The sequence below is a fragment of the Kaistella sp. genome, assembly GCF_041824135.1.
Taxonomy (GTDB): Bacteria; Bacteroidota; Bacteroidia; order Flavobacteriales; family Weeksellaceae; genus Kaistella.
Window position 1 is genome coordinate 62216 of the sequence record NZ_JBGZYM010000011.1, and the last position, 17300, is coordinate 79515.

Annotated in this window: 19 protein-coding genes; 8 read left to right on the forward strand and 11 right to left on the reverse strand. The window is 35.3% G+C overall.

Going from position 1 to position 17300, the window contains the following annotated elements; genetic code table 11:
- Positions 1-18 precede the first annotated feature (18 nt).
- The 5 genes from purN (at position 19) to ACEYOS_RS01120 (ending at position 7173) form a co-directional block, all read left to right on the forward strand.
- Complete coding sequence (gene purN / locus ACEYOS_RS01100) at positions 19-579, forward strand: phosphoribosylglycinamide formyltransferase (RefSeq protein WP_373710312.1); 561 nt, start codon at positions 19-21, stop codon at positions 577-579.
- 80 nt (positions 580-659) lie between these two features.
- On the forward strand, positions 660-2177 hold the full coding sequence (gene purH, locus ACEYOS_RS01105; protein WP_373710311.1) for a bifunctional phosphoribosylaminoimidazolecarboxamide formyltransferase/IMP cyclohydrolase: 1518 nt from the start codon (positions 660-662) through the stop codon (positions 2175-2177).
- 184 nt (positions 2178-2361) lie between these two features.
- Complete coding sequence (gene purD / locus ACEYOS_RS01110) at positions 2362-3597, forward strand: phosphoribosylamine--glycine ligase (protein WP_373710310.1); 1236 nt, start codon at positions 2362-2364, stop codon at positions 3595-3597.
- Between the two features lie 307 nt (positions 3598-3904).
- The gene (gene guaA / locus ACEYOS_RS01115; protein WP_373710309.1) at positions 3905-5434 is read left to right on the forward strand and encodes a glutamine-hydrolyzing GMP synthase; all 1530 of its coding nucleotides are present in this window, start codon (positions 3905-3907) and stop codon (positions 5432-5434) included.
- A gap of 92 nt (positions 5435-5526) precedes the next feature.
- Positions 5527-7173, forward strand: a complete 1647-nt coding sequence (locus ACEYOS_RS01120; protein ID WP_373710308.1) for an ABC1 kinase family protein — start codon at positions 5527-5529, stop codon at positions 7171-7173.
- A 41-nt stretch (positions 7174-7214) separates the two neighbouring features.
- Here ACEYOS_RS01120 and ACEYOS_RS01125 read toward each other — a convergent pair whose 3' ends face one another.
- Positions 7215-7856 carry a hypothetical protein gene (locus ACEYOS_RS01125; protein WP_373710307.1) on the reverse strand — a complete coding sequence of 214 codons (642 nt, stop codon included), beginning with the start codon at positions 7854-7856 and terminating at the stop codon, positions 7215-7217.
- 52 nt (positions 7857-7908) lie between these two features.
- Here ACEYOS_RS01125 and ACEYOS_RS01130 point away from each other — a divergent pair, with 52 nt between their 5' ends.
- Complete coding sequence (locus ACEYOS_RS01130) at positions 7909-9261, forward strand: DEAD/DEAH box helicase (RefSeq protein ID WP_373710306.1); 1353 nt, start codon at positions 7909-7911, stop codon at positions 9259-9261.
- A gap of 124 nt (positions 9262-9385) precedes the next feature.
- Here the strand turns inward: ACEYOS_RS01130 and rpsO are convergent, their stop codons facing one another.
- The gene (rpsO, locus tag ACEYOS_RS01135; RefSeq protein ID WP_373710305.1) at positions 9386-9655 is read right to left on the reverse strand and encodes a 30S ribosomal protein S15; all 270 of its coding nucleotides are present in this window, start codon (positions 9653-9655) and stop codon (positions 9386-9388) included.
- Positions 9656-9829: 174 nt separating this feature from the next.
- On the opposite strand from rpsO, the gene ACEYOS_RS01140 reads away from it, so the two are divergent.
- Positions 9830-10441, forward strand: a complete 612-nt coding sequence (locus ACEYOS_RS01140) for a pyruvate decarboxylase (protein ID WP_373710304.1) — start codon at positions 9830-9832, stop codon at positions 10439-10441.
- 31 nt (positions 10442-10472) lie between these two features.
- On the opposite strand, the gene ACEYOS_RS01145 is transcribed toward ACEYOS_RS01140, so the two are convergent.
- From ACEYOS_RS01145 to ACEYOS_RS01185, 9 genes are all read right to left on the reverse strand, one after another.
- Positions 10473-11096 (reverse strand): hypothetical protein, encoded by a 624-nt coding sequence (locus ACEYOS_RS01145; RefSeq protein ID WP_373710303.1) that lies wholly within the window; start codon positions 11094-11096, stop codon positions 10473-10475.
- Positions 11097-11283: 187 nt separating this feature from the next.
- Positions 11284-12243 (reverse strand): ADP-ribosylglycohydrolase family protein, encoded by a 960-nt coding sequence (locus ACEYOS_RS01150; protein ID WP_373710302.1) that lies wholly within the window; start codon positions 12241-12243, stop codon positions 11284-11286.
- 85 nt (positions 12244-12328) lie between these two features.
- A complete protein-coding gene (locus tag ACEYOS_RS01155; RefSeq protein WP_373710301.1) occupies positions 12329-12598 on the reverse strand; it encodes a hypothetical protein in 270 nt (89 codons plus the stop codon).
- Positions 12599-12873: 275 nt separating this feature from the next.
- Complete coding sequence (locus ACEYOS_RS01160) at positions 12874-13467, reverse strand: hypothetical protein (protein WP_373710300.1); 594 nt, start codon at positions 13465-13467, stop codon at positions 12874-12876.
- A 170-nt stretch (positions 13468-13637) separates the two neighbouring features.
- Positions 13638-14333: a hypothetical protein gene (locus ACEYOS_RS01165; RefSeq protein ID WP_373710299.1), complete on the reverse strand. Its 696-nt coding sequence runs from the start codon at positions 14331-14333 to the stop codon at positions 13638-13640.
- Between the two features lie 9 nt (positions 14334-14342).
- Positions 14343-14996, reverse strand: a complete 654-nt coding sequence (locus ACEYOS_RS01170) for a hypothetical protein (RefSeq protein WP_373710298.1) — start codon at positions 14994-14996, stop codon at positions 14343-14345.
- The gene (locus tag ACEYOS_RS01175; RefSeq protein WP_373710297.1) at positions 14993-15316 is read right to left on the reverse strand and encodes a hypothetical protein; all 324 of its coding nucleotides are present in this window, start codon (positions 15314-15316) and stop codon (positions 14993-14995) included. Before ACEYOS_RS01175 ends, ACEYOS_RS01170 begins: the two co-directional genes overlap by 4 nt.
- 87 nt (positions 15317-15403) lie before the next feature.
- Entirely contained in the window at positions 15404-16012 is a 609-nt protein-coding gene (locus ACEYOS_RS01180) for a hypothetical protein (RefSeq protein WP_373710296.1), read from the reverse strand.
- A 95-nt stretch (positions 16013-16107) separates the two neighbouring features.
- Positions 16108-16566 carry a hypothetical protein gene (locus tag ACEYOS_RS01185; RefSeq protein WP_373710295.1) on the reverse strand — a complete coding sequence of 153 codons (459 nt, stop codon included), beginning with the start codon at positions 16564-16566 and terminating at the stop codon, positions 16108-16110.
- 391 nt (positions 16567-16957) lie between these two features.
- On the opposite strand from ACEYOS_RS01185, the gene ACEYOS_RS01190 reads away from it, so the two are divergent.
- On the forward strand, positions 16958-17287 hold the full coding sequence (locus ACEYOS_RS01190) for a single-stranded DNA-binding protein (protein ID WP_373710294.1): 330 nt from the start codon (positions 16958-16960) through the stop codon (positions 17285-17287).
- Positions 17288-17300: the final 13 nt, after the last annotated feature.

Below are 17300 nucleotides of genomic sequence, written 5' to 3' on the forward strand. Positions count from 1 at the left end.
TACTCATTATTGAAATTAATGAAGAATATTGTTGTTTTAGTTTCTGGTGGCGGAACCAACTTACAAAGAATTATCGACTGCATTGACCATGGAGAAATTCCAAATACGACTATTTCTTTAGTTGTCGCCGACCGTGATTGTTTTGGATTGGATCGCGCAAAAAATCATCATATTCCATTAGAACTAATTCCAAGAGGAAAGTCGTTTTCGTCAGAACTAAAACAAATTCTTCCTGAAAATATAGATTTAATAGTGCTTGCCGGATTTCTATCCATTTTAAATAAAGAATTCTGTGAGTCTTTTCCTGGAAAGATCATCAATATTCATCCTGCTTTACTACCCAAATTTGGTGGAAAAGGAATGTGGGGACATCACGTTCACGAAGCAGTTTTAAAAGCAGGTGAAAAAGAAAGTGGCGCAACTGTTCATTATGTAACCTCCGGAATTGATGAAGGTGAAATCATTCTTCAAAAATCATTTGAAATTTCAGAGAACGAAACAGTAGAAAGTTTAGCCGAAAAAATTCATCAAGTTGAATTTGAAATTTTCCCAAAAGCTATTAATTTAGTTTTGAATTAAACAACCGAGCCACGAAGTGGCGCTATCAATAGCATAGGGTGAAGCCCTATGGATCTAATAAAAAGTAAAAAAGAAAGAAAATGTCAAAAAAAAGAGCGCTCATCTCCGTTTCCGATAAATCCGGACTCATAGATTTTGCAAAGTTTTTAGAAGCAAACAATTACGAATTGATTTCTACTGGTGGAACTTTTAAACATTTAAAAGAAGCCGGTTTGAATCCTATTCAAATCGATGAAGTGACTGATTTTCCTGAAATGTTGGACGGTCGTGTAAAAACGTTACATCCGAAAGTTCATGGTGGATTGCTTGCAGTTCGAACCAATCAAGAACACATGAATACCGTTAAAGAACACGAGATCGGCTTGATTGATATGGTGATCGTAAACCTGTATCCGTTTTTTGCACATGCAAATACCGATATTTCTTTAGAAGATAAAGTTGAATTCATAGATATTGGTGGACCATCAATGTTGCGTTCTGGAGCCAAGAATTTTCAGTCCGTTGCCGTAATTACCAATGTTGAAGATTACGCTTTGGTTCAAAAAGAAATGGAAGAATCTGGCGAAACGACTTTAGAAACACGTAAAAAATTAGCTGGAAAAGTATTTAATCTGACTTCCGCATATGACGCAGCGATCGCTCAAATGCTTTTGGATGAAGATTATCCACAATACTTAAACGCTTCATATCAGAAAGTTTCAGATTTAAGATATGGCGAAAATCCACATCAAACTGCGGCGTATTACACTTCCACAACCGAAAACGGTGCGATGAAAGATTTCGAAATTTTGGGTGGAAAAGAATTATCCTTCAATAATCTTCGCGATATGGATCTTTGTTGGAAAGTCGTTAACGAATTCAAAGAGGAGATGGCTTGTTGCGCAGTGAAACACTCAACACCTTGTGGAGTTGCTATCGGAACAACTGCGGTAGAAACTTACAAGAAAACTTTTGAATGTGATCCTGTTTCCATCTTCGGTGGAATTATTGGAATGAACTTTAAAGTAGATTTAGCCACGGCGGAAGAGTTAAGCAAAACATTTTTAGAAATTGTAATGGCTCCAGATTTCGATGATGATGCGATCGAATTTTTGAAAAAGAAAAAAAATCTGCGGATCATTAAAATCAAAAACGCAGTGACCGATCAGCAAACCTGGGTTAAGATCGACGGCGGAATGTTGGTTCAGGATAATGATAATCAATTTTCGGAAGATATTAAAACGGTAACCGTTTTTAAACCAACTGCAGAGCAGGAAAAAGCTTTATTGTTCGCTCAACGTGTTGTGAAATATGTGAAATCAAATGCGATCGTAGTTTCCAATGGATATCAGGCCTTAGGAATTGGCGGTGGGCAGGTGAACAGAATTTGGGCAACTGAACATGCGGTCGAAAGAGCAAAAGCAAAATTCGACGGAGATCTGGTTTTAGCGTCAGATGCATTTTTCCCTTTCCGGGATGTTGTTGACTTTTGTGCGAAAGAAGGCATTAAAGCACTTATTCAGCCTGGCGGAAGTATGCGCGACGAAGAAAGCATTGAAGCTGCTAACGAACACGGAATTCCAATGATGTTTTCTGGAATGAGACACTTTTTGCATTGATTTTGCTATGGTAATATAGAACGGAAATTTTTTCCAACTCTATTTGGAATTTATTCTCAATTGAGTATTTTTGTATAAAGCAAAGAAATAGACAAATCGGAAATCGCTCTCGCAAAAGAATACTCATTGCAGACCTTAATTAAGCGACTCCATTTTACCATTAAAAATTAATAAATTACTACAAATGAAAATATTGATAGTCGGAAACGGCGCAAGAGAATCGGCAATTGCTATGAAGTTAAATAGCGATCGAAGAATCTCAAAACTTTACTTTTCCAAAGGGAATGCAACGACAGAGCTTTTAGGCCAAAATGTATATGAAGACACTATCGAAGGATTACGCGATTTCGTGATCAAAGAACGAATCGATTTAACCATCGTAGGTCCAGAAGCACCATTAGTTGCAGGGATTGTAGATGAATTCAAACGTCATAATCTGAAAATTTTCGGACCAAGAAAAAGAACTGCAGAATTAGAAGGAAGTAAAGCTTTCTCTAAAAAATTCATGCAGACTCATAATATAAAAACAGCGAAAGCAGTTGTTTTTGAGGCTTATCAGGATGCCATCGATTATGTAAGAACTCAGGAATTTCCTTTGGTGATCAAAGCCAGCGGACTTGCAGGTGGAAAAGGAGTAGTGATCGCTGACGATTTAGCACAAGCGGAAACCACCATTCATCAGTTTATGATCGAAAGAATTTTCGGTGATGCCGGAATTCAGTTGGTGATCGAAGAATATTTGAGAGGATTTGAAGCGTCAATCATCGCCTTTTCAAACGGTGATAAATTGTTCCCATGTATTCCGATTAAAGATTATAAAAAAGCCGGTAGCGGCGATACAGGGCCCAACACAGGCGGAATGGGAAGCGTTGCGCCAAGCCCTGAATTTACAGATGCGCATCAGAAAGACTTCGAAGAAAATATCTTGAACCCTACTTTACAAGGTCTTCATTCTCAAAATATCCGTTTCAAAGGTTTTATCTTTTTCGGCTTAATGGTCACCAAAGACGGAACGTATTTGCTGGAATATAACATGAGATTGGGCGATCCAGAAACTCAAGTACTTATGGCGTTGTTAGAGAATAATCTGTACGATGTTATCATGGATTGTTTAGAAGGAAAAGATATCGACCTTAAATTCAGTGATAAAAAAGCGGTTTGTCTGGTGATGTGTTCTGGTGGTTATCCACGTCATATCGAAACAGGTTTTGAAATTAGAAATACAGAAAAAGTAACAAGTCAGCTTCTTTATGCTGGCGCCAAAATGAAAGGTGATCGCATTTATACCAACGGCGGCCGGGTTTTAAGCTTGGTAGCGACTGGCGATACTTTTGATGAAGCACGCAAAAAAGTATATCACGATGCAGATCTTATTCACTACGATTACGAATATTACAGAGACGATATCGGTAAGTTTTAACTCATAAGGCGTGGTTTTCCACGTCTTTTTTTCTTTTCTGTTTAGAAGCCGGGAACCTGCTCTACGCTATATCTTTTATTCCGCTGAAGCTCCATAAAAGGATGTCGCTGCGATCAGGGCTAGGGTTTCGGGATTAATAGGAAATTCGTTTATAAATAGGAAAGAAAAAGAGCCACGTAAAAAGAGCCAAGTTAACAGTAAAGAAATCAATTTAAAGCAGTTTAGAAATTAATAACAGACAATAATTTTATAACAAAATCAAAGTCTATTATCTATCCATCTATTATCTAAAAAACATCCAACATATATGCAAAACGGAATTATCATCCTCGATTTTGGATCACAATACAATCAACTCATCGGACGAAGAATTCGTGAAATGGGAGTTTACTCAGAAGTACTGCCTTTCAATACTCCTTTAGCGGAGATCATGGAGCGCGAACCATCTGGAATTATACTTTCTGGTGGACCAAGTTCGGTGAATGCAGAAAATGCGAACTTAGTTGACAAAGAATTATTCGAACAAAATATTCCGGTCTTGGGAATTTGTTACGGAATGCAATTAACCACTCATTTATTAGGTGGAACAGTAAAGAAAGGCGTTAAAGGCGAATACGGAAAAGCCAAACTTCAAATCCAGAAGTCGAATACTTTGCTCTCTGGCGTAAGTCGTTTCTCTACTGTTTGGATGAGCCATTTTGATGAAGTTGAAACTTTGCCTGAAGGCTTCGTCATCAACGGAATGACCGATGTTATTTCTGCGATCTCAAATGAAAACAAGAAAATCTATTGCGTACAGTTTCATCCTGAAGTTTCGCATACTGAAGAAGGTGCCCGAATGATGGAAAACTTTGTTTTCAACGTTTGTAAAGCACCCAAAAACTGGAAACTCACCAACTATATCGACGAAACTATTGCAGAAATCAAAGAAAGAGTCGGCGATCAAAAAGTAATCCTTGGACTTTCAGGTGGCGTTGATTCATCAGTTGCGGCAGTTTTAATTCACAAAGCGATTGGCGATCAACTACAATGTATTTTTGTTGATACCGGACTTTTAAGAAAAGATGAAGGCAAAAAAGTAATGGAAAATTACGGTGAGCATTTCAATTTAAAAATTAAAATGATCGATGCCTCTGAACGTTTTTTATCAAAACTAACTGGTGTTTCAGATCCGGAAGCAAAACGTAAGGCGATTGGAAACGAATTTGTAGCAGTGTTTGATGAAGAATCTAAGAAAATTGAAGGAGCTAAATTTTTAGCACAGGGAACCATTTATCCAGATGTGATTGAAAGTCAATCGGTAAAAGGACCTTCCTCTGTTATTAAATCTCACCATAATGTGGGCGGACTTCCAGAAGAAATGGATTTCGAATTGCTTGAGCCTTTGCGTGAATTGTTTAAAGATGAGGTTCGAAAAGTAGGAGAGGAATTGGGTATTCCACATCATTTGGTTCATCGTCATCCTTTTCCTGGGCCAGGTTTAGGCATCAGAATTCTTGGCGCGGTCGATGAAGAGAAAGTAAGAATCCTGCAGGAAGCCGACGATATTTTCATCGAAGAATTATACAAAAATGATTTATACGATAAAGTTTCTCAAGCGTTTGTGGTTTTACTTCCAGTGAAATCTGTCGGAGTAATGGGCGATGAAAGAACGTATGAATATACAGCAGTCGTTCGTTCAGCCAATACGACCGATTTTATGACCGCAACTTGGAGCCGACTTCCGTATGAATTTTTGGATACCATTTCAAATAGAATCATCAATGAAGTTCGCGGAATTAACCGCGTGGCTTATGATATTTCCAGCAAACCTCCAGCAACGATTGAGTGGGAATAATATTCCGCTTTTAAATAAATCATGATTGATACCTATTCCCCTTTTTTAATTAAATGGGGAATACTTTTTGAAACTCATTGAAAAACTTTTTTATGTTCGATAAACAACAGAGAAAACTGAAGCGTTCCGCAAAACTGATTTCTATTTTTAGCAAATACGGCTTCAAAGATATTTTAGCACGAATGAATCTTGCGAAAAACAATGAACCTTCCGTTGATGAAAATGAGATGGTCTTCACCAATTCTGTTTATGAAAGAATCAGAATGGCTTTGGAGGAATTGGGACCGACTTTTGTGAAATTAGGTCAAACTTTTTCTAGCCGCGAAGATCTATTACCTCCAGAATTAATTGTTGAATTACAGAAACTTCAGGATAAAGTAGAAGAAGTTGATTTGAATTTGGAAGAAATTTTAGAACAGGAATTCAACATTTCACCTTACGATCATTTTAAAGAAATTCAGAAAAAACCGATGGCTACAGCGTCGATTGCGCAAGTTTACAAAGCCGTTTTAAACGATGGATCGGAAGTGATTTTTAAAGTTAAAAAACCCAATGTCCAGGAAAATATTCAAGATGATTTGTTGTTGCTTCACGACTTGGTAAAAGTGATTACGACTTACTCCGACTTTGGTTCCAGACTCAATTTAAAAAGTGCTATTTCTACTTTTGAAAAATCTTTGTTGGAAGAAATTTCGCTAACCAATGAAAAGAATAACATTCAGCAATTTGCTCTCAATTTTAAGAATAATAAAGAAACTTATGTTCCGAAAGTGTACGAGGAGTTTTGCAGCAACAATATTCTCTGCATGGAATTTGTTGATGGCCTCAAAATCACCAACAAAGAAGCGCTTTTAGAAAACGGAATTGATCCGGTGAAAATCTCAGAAGTTGGTTTACGAGTTTTTGTTTCCCAAATTTTAGATTACGGATTTTTCCATGCTGATCCTCATGCTGGCAATATTTTGATAAAAAAAGATGGTAAGGTCGTATTTATCGATTTCGGTGCAGTTGGTCAGATTCAGCCCAATGAAAAGGAAATTCTGGAACAGCTGATCGTCGCTTTCGTGTCGAAGAACGCGCCCAAGATTGTAAAGTATCTGAAAAAAATGGCGGTGCGCTATGAAATTCCAGATGATAAAGCTTTTCAAAATGATGTCGAAGAGGTGCTTGATTTCGTTCATAAATCCTCCCTTAAAAATATCGACGTTGCGAAGCTTGTTCATAAAATGACCGAAACCTTGAAGAAAAACCGGATCAATATGCCGGATTATTTATACCTGCTTTTAAAAGGAATCATTTTAATAGAAGGCGTTGGAAGAACCATTAATCCAGAACTGGATATTGTAAAAAGTTTACAGCCTTTCACTAAAAAAATCATTTTTAATAAAATTGCTCCAAAAAAATTAATCAAATCTGGGTCGCAAAAATTGATGAATCTCAGTGAAAATATTGAAGAAATACCACAGGAATTGAGATCGCTTCTACAAAAATTAGATGAAAATAAATTTACGGTCACAACTGAAAGCAAAAGTATTGAAAAGACGCACCAACTCATCAAGTCGAGTATTATCAATCTTATTTTATCGATGGTTTTATGCGCGAATATTATATCAACTGCGATTATCTGGAATCTAGAAAGTACTTATAATGTTGGTGGAATTCCTGTGTTGATTATCGCAAGTTTCCTATTTTCAATTTTTCTCGTATTGACTCTCTTTTTAAGATTAATGAAAAGGTAATTTGAAGGTATTTTTTAAATACAATTTTGAAGATCTTAATTTTACTCCACTTTAATGCCTTTGCTTCGCAATCTTATTTTCGAATACGGCGTTTCAATTTTTAAAGTGTCAGGATATTCAAAGTGTTGAACTTCATTTTTGGTAAAATTGTATTTCATCATAAAGGGAACTTTTTCATAAGTGTTTCCTAGTAAAACTGCGACGGAATCTCCTTTCCAGTAAGCATCTTCAATCCAGTAAGATGGCCCAAAGAAAGCAATTTGCTTGGCTTCCTTCTTTTTAAAATCTACCAACACCACTTGCTGATCGGCTTCAAATCCGGCGCTGCCATCGGGTTGCAAAAACCATTGATAACTGTCGAAATCTAAATATTTACTTTTACTTTCATTAAAAACGAGAAAAGGCTTATAGATTTCGTTAAATCCTTTTTCATTCAAAATAATGATCGACGAGTTTTGGTAGGATATAGGTGAAGTTTGTTTTAAATTAAATGAAGCCGACCTGAAATCAGCATTTTCTTTCTGATAATATTGAAACCACGGGCGTAATTCGGTTGAATCATTCGCTGTAGCTTTGGTGCTATTTTCGACTTTTGCTGTTTCTGCATTTTGGTTCGCATTCGTTTTTACCTTTTTCTCACAGGAGAAAAATAGAAGCAGTGTTAAAAATAGGAAACCTTTCATTCTTCCAAATTACAACATATTATAATCCTGTCAAAAAAACTATCTTTGCAAAATGGAAAAAATGACCTTTGCCAATTTCGACCTTCCGGAAAAAATTCTTAATGTTTTAGCAGATGAAAATTTATTTGAACCGACACCGATTCAATTAAAGACATTAAGCCCGATTCTTTCTGGGCGTGATGTGATGGGGATTGCACAAACCGGAACCGGAAAAACATTGGCCTATCTCCTTCCGGTCCTTAAAACTTGGAAATACAATAAGACGGGAAATCCAACCGTGCTTATTTTGGTACCAACGCGCGAGTTGGTAGTACAAGTAGCGGGAATTGTCGAGAACCTAACCAGAGATATCACCGCCAGAGTAATCGGTATTTATGGTGGAAAAAATATAAAGACTCAAAAATTACTTTTTGCTGACGGTTGCGACATTTTGGTCGGAACTCCGGGTAGGGTAATGGATTTGGCGATTGACAATGCAATTTCTTTAAAAGAAGTTTCGAAGTTGATCATCGATGAGTTTGATGAAATGTTAAACTTAGGTTTCAAAGCTCAGTTGACTCATATCTTTCAGATGATGAAAGAAAAGAGACAAAACATTCTTTTTTCGGCAACCATGACTGAGGCTGTCGATGCTTTACTGTATGAATATTTTTCTGGTCCAATGGAAATTTCCCTGGCAAAATCAGGAACGCCGCTGGAGAAAATTGAACAGATCGGTTACAAAGTGGAAAACTTTAACACTAAAATAAATCTCCTTGAGCATTTATTAAAAACAGATGAGGACTTTTCGAAAGTACTTATTTTCTGCAATAATAAAAAACACGCCGACTTATTATATACTAAAATTGAGGAATTATTTCCAGATCAGTTTGATGTCATTCACTCGAATAAATCACAGAATTACCGTTTGAATGCGATGCGTAGTTTTGAAAAACAAGAAGTTCGCGGATTGATCACCACCGATATTATGGCTCGTGGTTTAGATATCTCGGATATCACGCACGTTATCAATTTTGAGATCCCAGAAGTTCCCGAGCAATATATCCACAGAATTGGTCGTACTGGTCGTGCCGATAAAAATGGTATCGCCGTTTCTTTCGTTACTAAAAATGAAGATAGCCAATTATTGGATATTGAAGTTTTAATGGATAAAGCGGTTATCATCAAAGATTTCCCAGCGGAGGTTAAAATCAATCCTGTAAAAATTGCTTCTGAAAAAGACGAGGTGGTTATGAAAAATGCACACACCGTAAAATTGGAAGATGGTGGTGGAGCATTCCACGAGAAAAAAGATAAAAACAAGAAAGAAAACTGGGGTGGTCCACATGCCAGAAAGATTCCCAAAAAAGTGGGATCGAATAGAGCACACGAAAAAGCAAAATCGAAAGCGAAGAGAAAGAAATAATAAGAAAATCCGGAAAATATTTCTGGATTTTTTGTTTGAAGAGTTCTTGATGTTTTCTCATTTAAAAACGAAGCATAAAAAAAGCAACTCAAATTGAGTTGCTTTAATTTTGTCTGGAAAATGATTATTTTCTTAATCCTAACTCAGCAATAATTGCTCTGTAACGATTAATATCTTTTTTCTTAAGATAATCCAAAAGGGCTTTTCTTTTACCTACTAAAAGTACCAAAGAACGCTCAGTTGCGTAATCTTTGTGATTCTTTTTAAGGTGACCCGATAGGTGATTAATTCTGAAGGTAAAAAGGGCTACTTGTCCTTCCGCGCTTCCTGTGTCTGCATCAGACTTTCCATGTTTTCCGAAGATTTCTTTCTTCTTGTCAGTTGTTAAGTACATTCCAATATTATTTTAAATGATTATTATGTAACGGGTGCAAAAGTACAACTATTTTTCTGATCCTAAAAACACTATTGCTTTTATAAATCAAAAATATGGTATCGACTGTTAAATAATCTTAAAATTTTAGTGCTTATCTTATTGGATGGCAGTATCTTTGCATAACACAATGTCATGAAAAATCTTTATTTATTTGGAACTCGATTTGCGGTTTTATTACTGCTAACCACGTATTGTGCTGTTTCGGCGCAAAATGCACTTTTAAATAAGGATGAAAAATCATATCAAATTCTTTATTTCAATCCTGAAGTTTTCCCCAATATCGACGAAATAAAAGAACCGACTTACACTGCGTTTTTCTCTGCTTTATCTGATCAATTGAGTACTTCGAAAAACAGTAAGTTACTTCGTGTAGATTACGATATTCCTTTTGATGAGCCAGAAGTTGCTTCTATCATTGAATTTTGCAAGAATAATAATGCGCAGTATGCCGTTGTTCCCAAAGTAAAATATTTTAAAGTTGGATTTGGTAAATATGTTTTTTCCAATCAAGTGGTGGTAAGCATGAAGATTTACAATGCAGCAGGTGAATTGATGGCCGAATCTTCCTACGATACTTATAGAAAAAATGGACGATTATTAGGTTCTGCTGAAAATTCTATTAAAATTGGAACCAACGGAGCTTTGAAAAATTTAAGTAAAAATCTTCGCAAACAAAACCGTTCTACCATGAACGCTTCTACTGAATTCGAAATTTTCCCGTCGGAACAGTTTTCTTTTAATTAATTTTTGTTATTTGCTTTAAATTAATTATGTCTTACAAAGATTTCCCTCTTATTTTTGCAATCTCGTTATACATTTTACTTTCCCAGTGTTTTCCATTTCTTTTCTCCAGATAAGGTTTTACCGTAATCTCATATTTCTCCTGTGCTTTACTGTTTATTTCTAATATAGTACAACCTGTATTAAAATACGTCACGCCATATTTCTGGTGAATGCTATCAATCTTCTGAATGGTTTTTTCAGTATCCATCGGAAGTTCTAAACCGCCAGCAAATCGGTAAGTTACTTGATCGTTTTTAATATCAATTTTTGCTTGCTGAATATATTCATTTTCAAGATCTGTCAACACTTTCCGATTCTGAAGAAATCCATCAAGACCTTCATAAATAGTAAAACACATTACCAACGAATTCAATAATAAAATGATTCTAAAGAATTTATTTTTAAAGTCCAGATTCTTAATATCCAACGATGCGACCAATGCCGCAGTAATTGCGATACCAATTAGAATTAATAAAATGAATCCAAGCCCATAATCATTGAAATCATATGCGAATCGAAATCGAGTTGGATAATTGTAGCCATAAAAAGCAACAATAGCCGCAACAAATATTAAAATAAAAACGGCAATGTTCCAATAAATTATTTTTTTTAACATGCTAAAAATAGTATTACTTTATTTTTAAATGCTGGATCGTATGATCTGTAATTCTCCATATTTTATGACCAATTTCTATCCAGCACTTTTTTCGCGATCCTATAATTCAATTTTTTTAAATCGTAAATTATTGACTTCTGAATTTGGTTCCTCCAGCCAATAAGGTTGTTAGAATTGATTTCTGGAATTAAATTGAAGAGTTTCGCTCCATTTTTGTCACCATTCTTTGCGCTAAATCTTCGATGTCATCTTTGCGCGCTAATTGCTCAATCCAACTTTTAGGAAAGGAATCAAAGCCGTAAAGTAAGCCTGCAAGTCCGCCTGTAATTGCTGCAGTCGTGTCGGTGTCTTCTCCTAAGTTCACGGCTTTTAAAGTCGCATCTTCGTAATTATCGGTCGTTAATAAACACCAAATACTCGCTTCTAAGGAATGAAGAACATAACCGCTGCTCAAAATTTCATGTTCTGCTAAATCTGAAATGTCTTTATTTAAAAGTCGGGCAAATAAAGAGATTTCGTGTGGATTGATTGACAGTGAATTTAGAAAGTCTGAGATTTCTGTTTGTAGTTTTTGATAAATTTCAAATTTGTCTTTCCCTAATAAGATCTCTCTCGAAAATTCAAGATAGTAAAAACAGGAAATCACCGATCGAATATGTCCGTGCGTTATTGAGGAAACTTTTTTTGTAATTTCATACCGCTCTGAAATCGATAGGTCTTTTATATAAAATAGAAGTGGTAAAATACGCATCAAAGAACCATTACCATTGGATGAAGCGTCGGTGCTTCCTGCGAATTCCGGTTGTTCACCTTTGGCAATTCGGTTGATCGCTTCTCTGGTTGCAATACCGATATCAAAAACTTCACCGCGGGCGGTCCAGAAATTATCGTGATACCATTTTACAAAATTTTGTCCGATCGTGTTTAAATCAAAATCCTGGGTGAGTGCTTCTGCCAAACAAAAACTCATCGAGCTGTCATCTGAAAAAGTTCCCGGTGGCAAGTTGTAAGTTCCATAACCGATCATGTCGGTTACTGGTTTTTGAAGGATGGTTTCTCTGCTTTTAAATTCTACTGGGACACCAAGAGCGTCACCAATTGCTACGCCGAAAAGAGCAGATTTGATATTATAGTTTAAGTTTTCCATATTATTGATACTGTACTCAAATATAAAAAACTTTAATCTTAATTAGAAATTTCAGTTGGAGATTTTAAAGTCTTTTGCGTAGAAATTATTTCTGTTTATAGATGACGTTATAAATCCAGGTTCCCAAAAAGTAAAATGCAGATAAATAAATGATAAGCACTAAACTTCCAATGAGCCATCCGATTGTACCCATCATAAATACGAAGGTGAAAAAGAAACCGCTTAAACTGTCGATCGGGTCGAAAGAAATGGCGACATTATCTGGTTTAGATAATAAATCGATCGCTAAAATTGATAATACAAAACCTACCAGTGAAAATAAAACCCCGAAATATATTTTGTTTTGTTTCTTCATGTTGATTAAAAATTGGTTTTAGCTTTAAAGTTTTTTCCCTCTCTAATTTTCCACTAGAGTCGTTTTAAAATTTAGGGGTTATTAAATGATTTAAGAAAAGCTGACAAACGACAACGTTATTTAAAAGTATATTATTAAAATATCTTTTGTAATAATTTAAGATTGGTCATTTAACGGAGAGCGGGACCATTCTTCGGGATAACACAGATCGTAATGCTCCTCTAAAATAATCTTTTACCTTAATTAAAGTCTTGCGGTTTTTGGGGTAATCTTATTTATCGAATAGCGTCATCATTTTCAAAAGGAATAAGGTCTTGAATTTTAGGTAAAGGCCGAATCAGAACTTTTCTTTTGGTATTACTGATGATTTTATCTGATCCTATATTTCCAGTTTTTTCAATTTTTATTCCGGTCGATAAATTAAAATCGATATAATAGATTTGTCCACCATTTACCTGCGCTTCGTTGTAACCAATCAATTCGAAATTGTCATTTTGAAGCCTGAATTTATAGGTAAAAGTTCCGCGTATTAAATCGAAGCTAACGATCAATACTTTGTTTTTAATAGAAATGTCTGCCAGGCTGCTTCCTGAAGTGAAGCCTGATCGGCCGTTTGGATATTGGGGTTCTATCAGCTTTGTGGTGGTAACAAAATGTTGGTCAGTGCCGTCTGGCTGTGCAATAAATATTTGAAGCCGGAAAGGTGCGCTTTCCTGAATAGTATCCTGAGTGACCACTACTTTATCGGCAAGTTGATCTTTATTTAAATCACCCGAAACTTCCAGTATTTTGTGAGAAAATTGAGTTTTGTTATTTTGTGCGAGAAGTTGCACTGGTAACAATAGAAATAGGAAAAAGACCGGCTTCATAATTAGTTCTTTTTTTGATCTGTATTCTTTAAAGTTTTATAAAATAAATCAGTTGAGATGTTGAATTTATCTATCGGATATAGCTGAAGTAAATTTTGATATTTTGTTCGATAGCGATCGATATTACATTTCGACCGTGCAAAAGCTTATATTACAATCGATATTAGGGTTTATCTTTTTAACCTAAAAGTTTTGTAATCATACTCATACCGAAAATTATTGTTCTTAACCAACTCATCCTGATTGCCAGGTTTAAGTAAAATAGAATCTGAATCAAATGAAAACGTAATGATCTCTTTGTTCTCCTTTATGCGCAAAATATCAATTAAGGGAATTTCCATGTTTTTACTTTCGATATCTATCTTGCCAATATATTTTAAATGGTCATCTCGGAGCAGATAAGCCTCCGCGCCAAAGTAATATTCGTAACCTAACTGACATATAATTAAGACATTGTTGTGGGTTTCGTTTTTGTAAAAATAAGGCTCATTCAAATAAACCTCACCAACTCCTTTTGATTTAGAAATGATTTTGTTTTTATTATTCAAAATTAATAGTCGTCGGCCCTGATCTTTTTTGGTATCTGGCGCAACCATCTTTCCGTCAATTGGTCTGTAATTTCCTTCAATGACTTTAACATTTTTCAATTGGTAAGAAGCCAGAACCTCAAAATCGGCAATGGTAAGATTTGTTAGAGTATCAGCTTTGAATTGATGATATTGCACTGTTTTCTGCGTATCCAAATCACTGCGCTTAATAGAAGTGGTTGACGTTGAGGATAGATTTTCAGCCGTGTTCTGCGTAATGGTAGACTTTTCTTGACAGGAAATAATGGAGACAAGAAAAATCAATAATCGCTTATTCATAAAAGGCATTTAACAAGTTTGATGAAGATATTCATATTCCTTTCCGTTCCAAAAAATCAGACCGCCACCCAGTTCTGTTTTGAGAATATGTATAGAAGGCTGATTGATGAATACTGGCGCAGTTTCTATAAGATCGCCCTGTTCATCGGTATCGGTTCCTGTATTTTCTTTTTCACGGTTTAATTTCCACACATCGATATAGGACGGATCATCATCGAGCCCATTTTTTATTGTTTTACCAGCACCGACTATGAAGACTTCGTTTTTTCCACCATGAATGATTGCAAAACCAACTTTTTTAGAACTGATCTCTTTGATGGGAAGTGCAATATCTAAAATGCCGTCGCCATTAAAATCTTCTTCAAGATAAAACGGATTTAATCTGGGATCCAATGAATATTTGTCTTTAATTTTATAATCAGAAATGACCTCGGTACTATTTACCCAATCAGGTAAACTTTCTAAGATCACGTATTTTTTGTCGTTCGAATCTTCAGGATTATCTGTTGGAGCAATATCTTGCATTTTGATATTCTCCAGTGAAACTTTCGGCAGAGGTTTTGGCTCAATTACTTTTTTCTCGGAACTTTTATTGCAGGAAAATAGGAGGCTGAGCCAGATTAAAGAAGTTAATGACACGAAGCTTTTAAAGTTAAAATTCATTTTTTTTTAAAGTTTTTTAAATTTTGATTTTTTTTAAATCGGTACACCAACAGAAAAAATATTGAAATACCTACCGTAAGTCCACCAATGAGCAGCGAGAAAAATATAAACAATCCTTTGCTTAGATCATTGCTCTCGCCAAAACACGGTACATCATTACCCCAAATAGATTTTCCCATCGCACCATCTTGATTGATGTTGACACACGCTAAATATTCTGGAACAAAAACACCCAAATAAATAAGCAAAGCGGGAATGTAAATAATCAATAAAATAATTTTGGTTATTTCGATGATATTTAATTTTGTTTGAAAGGTCATGCAGTTTTGATTGTGAATTATAGAAGCTTTTAAATGAAGTACGAAAAACTATTTTTTAAAGTTATCGATCTTTTTCCTGACTTAAAATTAATAAACTGTAAGGTCTGAATATAATAAATCCTGAATTTTGATCAAAGGTTTAAGAGGCATTTTCTTTATTTTTTTATTTACTATTTTCTCTGAACCCAGATTTTTTTCAATTTCGATCTTAGTACCATCGCTTAAATTATATTCACTTTCTATTGTCGTGTTTTTTCCGTCCCAGGTACTTTTTGAAACATGGATTAACTCAAAATTTCCTTTTCGATATTTAAATTGATAACTGGCCATTCCACCTTTAATTTCCGAGAGCATTTTTAAAAGTCCGTCTTCACTTACGAAAATTGGGATTTGAAATTCCCGTGTCTTACCGTTTTTATGAGCGGGATACATTTCCTCAATTATTTTGGTAGAGGAGACCGCTAATTTTAATTCCCCGTTCGGTTGTGAAAGAAATATTTGCAGTAGGATCGGTCTGGTTGTACGCACGGTATCGATACTGATGATCGTTTTATCCACATGACCATCATTGTTAAAATCACCATTTTCCTCCTGAATCTGAACGAAATTACTATTTTGGTTCTGTGCTTTTTGCGCATTAATTGCTGTAGGAAAAATTTGTAATAGGAAGAAAATAAGGAATGTAAATTTATTCATAAGAAAACGGTTGAAATTGAGTGATTGAATTTTTTGCTCTTTGTTAGAAGTAAACGTAGGAATCTTAATTTTGTTGAATTATATACAACAACTTTTTACTGCTGATCAATATATTTTGACTTCAACCTTTGTATTTTCATCCACGTTTTATTGTCGTACGCGTTGCGCTTGTAGTAATCTTTTTTTTCAGTTTGTATGGTAATGAACTCATCAAGTCCGTCAAATGGTTGTTTCGATTGACCTTCGACTGCACGGTTGAAATCCTTCAAGTCAAGATCCTCGAAAATTTTTTCGGCTTCTCCTTTTTTTAATGGATTCCGAAACGCAGTTTTTTTGTCTGGAGCAGCTGTCATATCAGAATTAAAAATAATAGAATCTTTGGTCATTCTAAACGTTGACACATATCCTAGCTGTCCGCCGGCGCTGTTTATTTCGATTGATTGGATAGTCTCTTTTTGCTCGCTTTCAATATTTTCTTCTGGAGAAGTTCTACTTTGTTTCTTTTCACTGCAGCTGATGAGTAAAAGAATGGATAGGAGCAAAATTTTATTCATCGCTTTAAGTTTGATTGTTGATTCTATAAATATAGGAGTTTTTAGACTTCTATAATTTTCTTGATGTAAAGCTAAATGAGGTTAAATTATTGAGACCATATTCGAAAATGCTGTGAATAAAAAAACTGCGCTTTATTCTAACCACGAGCGAAGTGGAAATCCATTTTTTTTGCTAAAAAAAGATCGTAACGAATTTCGTCCTAAAGACGAGACTAAAAAATGAAAATTTTAAATATTTGATTATTAATCTTATAGACGATACAAACGGATACAAACGATATTAAGCGGTTCATTACCGACTAATTTTTGATCTGGGGTGAACCTTTGCAATAGAGATTCGAGGAAGATCAGTGAGACTCGATTCTAATGTTTAATTATAAAATTTAATACCATGTCACTAAGAAACAAAGTTACCCTAATCGGTAGAACAGGAAAAGAAGTCGAAATCGTACAATTCGAAAACGGCAAATTGGCTAAAGTAAGTTTAGCAACCAGTGATCATTACACCAACGCCATCGGTGAAAAAGTGGAGGAAACACAATGGCATAACTTAGTCTGCAACGGGAAACTTGCCGATATTATGGAAAAGTATGTGGAAAAAGGTAAGGAAATCGCCGTAGAAGGGAAAGTAATTTACAGAACTTATGACGATAAGGATGGCACGAAACGCTATATCACCGAAATCCGAGTAATGGAAATTCTACTGTTAGGAGGTAAATAATAGAGGGAGAAGT

Coding starts and splice junctions, on each gene's coding strand:
- purN (WP_373710312.1), top strand. CDS start 19: ATGAAGAATATTGTTGTTTTAGTTTCTGGTGGCGGAACCAACTTACAA.
- purH (WP_373710311.1), top strand. CDS start 660: ATGTCAAAAAAAAGAGCGCTCATCTCCGTTTCCGATAAATCCGGACTC.
- purD (WP_373710310.1), top strand. CDS start 2,362: ATGAAAATATTGATAGTCGGAAACGGCGCAAGAGAATCGGCAATTGCT.
- guaA (WP_373710309.1), top strand. CDS start 3,905: ATGCAAAACGGAATTATCATCCTCGATTTTGGATCACAATACAATCAA.
- ACEYOS_RS01120 (WP_373710308.1), top strand. CDS start 5,527: ATGTTCGATAAACAACAGAGAAAACTGAAGCGTTCCGCAAAACTGATT.
- ACEYOS_RS01125 (WP_373710307.1), bottom strand. CDS start 7,856: ATGAAAGGTTTCCTATTTTTAACACTGCTTCTATTTTTCTCCTGTGAG.
- ACEYOS_RS01130 (WP_373710306.1), top strand. CDS start 7,909: ATGGAAAAAATGACCTTTGCCAATTTCGACCTTCCGGAAAAAATTCTT.
- rpsO (WP_373710305.1), bottom strand. CDS start 9,655: ATGTACTTAACAACTGACAAGAAGAAAGAAATCTTCGGAAAACATGGA.
- ACEYOS_RS01140 (WP_373710304.1), top strand. CDS start 9,830: ATGAAAAATCTTTATTTATTTGGAACTCGATTTGCGGTTTTATTACTG.
- ACEYOS_RS01145 (WP_373710303.1), bottom strand. CDS start 11,096: ATGTTAAAAAAAATAATTTATTGGAACATTGCCGTTTTTATTTTAATA.
- ACEYOS_RS01150 (WP_373710302.1), bottom strand. CDS start 12,243: ATGGAAAACTTAAACTATAATATCAAATCTGCTCTTTTCGGCGTAGCA.
- ACEYOS_RS01155 (WP_373710301.1), bottom strand. CDS start 12,598: ATGAAGAAACAAAACAAAATATATTTCGGGGTTTTATTTTCACTGGTA.
- ACEYOS_RS01160 (WP_373710300.1), bottom strand. CDS start 13,467: ATGAAGCCGGTCTTTTTCCTATTTCTATTGTTACCAGTGCAACTTCTC.
- ACEYOS_RS01165 (WP_373710299.1), bottom strand. CDS start 14,333: ATGAATAAGCGATTATTGATTTTTCTTGTCTCCATTATTTCCTGTCAA.
- ACEYOS_RS01170 (WP_373710298.1), bottom strand. CDS start 14,996: ATGAATTTTAACTTTAAAAGCTTCGTGTCATTAACTTCTTTAATCTGG.
- ACEYOS_RS01175 (WP_373710297.1), bottom strand. CDS start 15,316: ATGACCTTTCAAACAAAATTAAATATCATCGAAATAACCAAAATTATT.
- ACEYOS_RS01180 (WP_373710296.1), bottom strand. CDS start 16,012: ATGAATAAATTTACATTCCTTATTTTCTTCCTATTACAAATTTTTCCT.
- ACEYOS_RS01185 (WP_373710295.1), bottom strand. CDS start 16,566: ATGAATAAAATTTTGCTCCTATCCATTCTTTTACTCATCAGCTGCAGT.
- ACEYOS_RS01190 (WP_373710294.1), top strand. CDS start 16,958: ATGTCACTAAGAAACAAAGTTACCCTAATCGGTAGAACAGGAAAAGAA.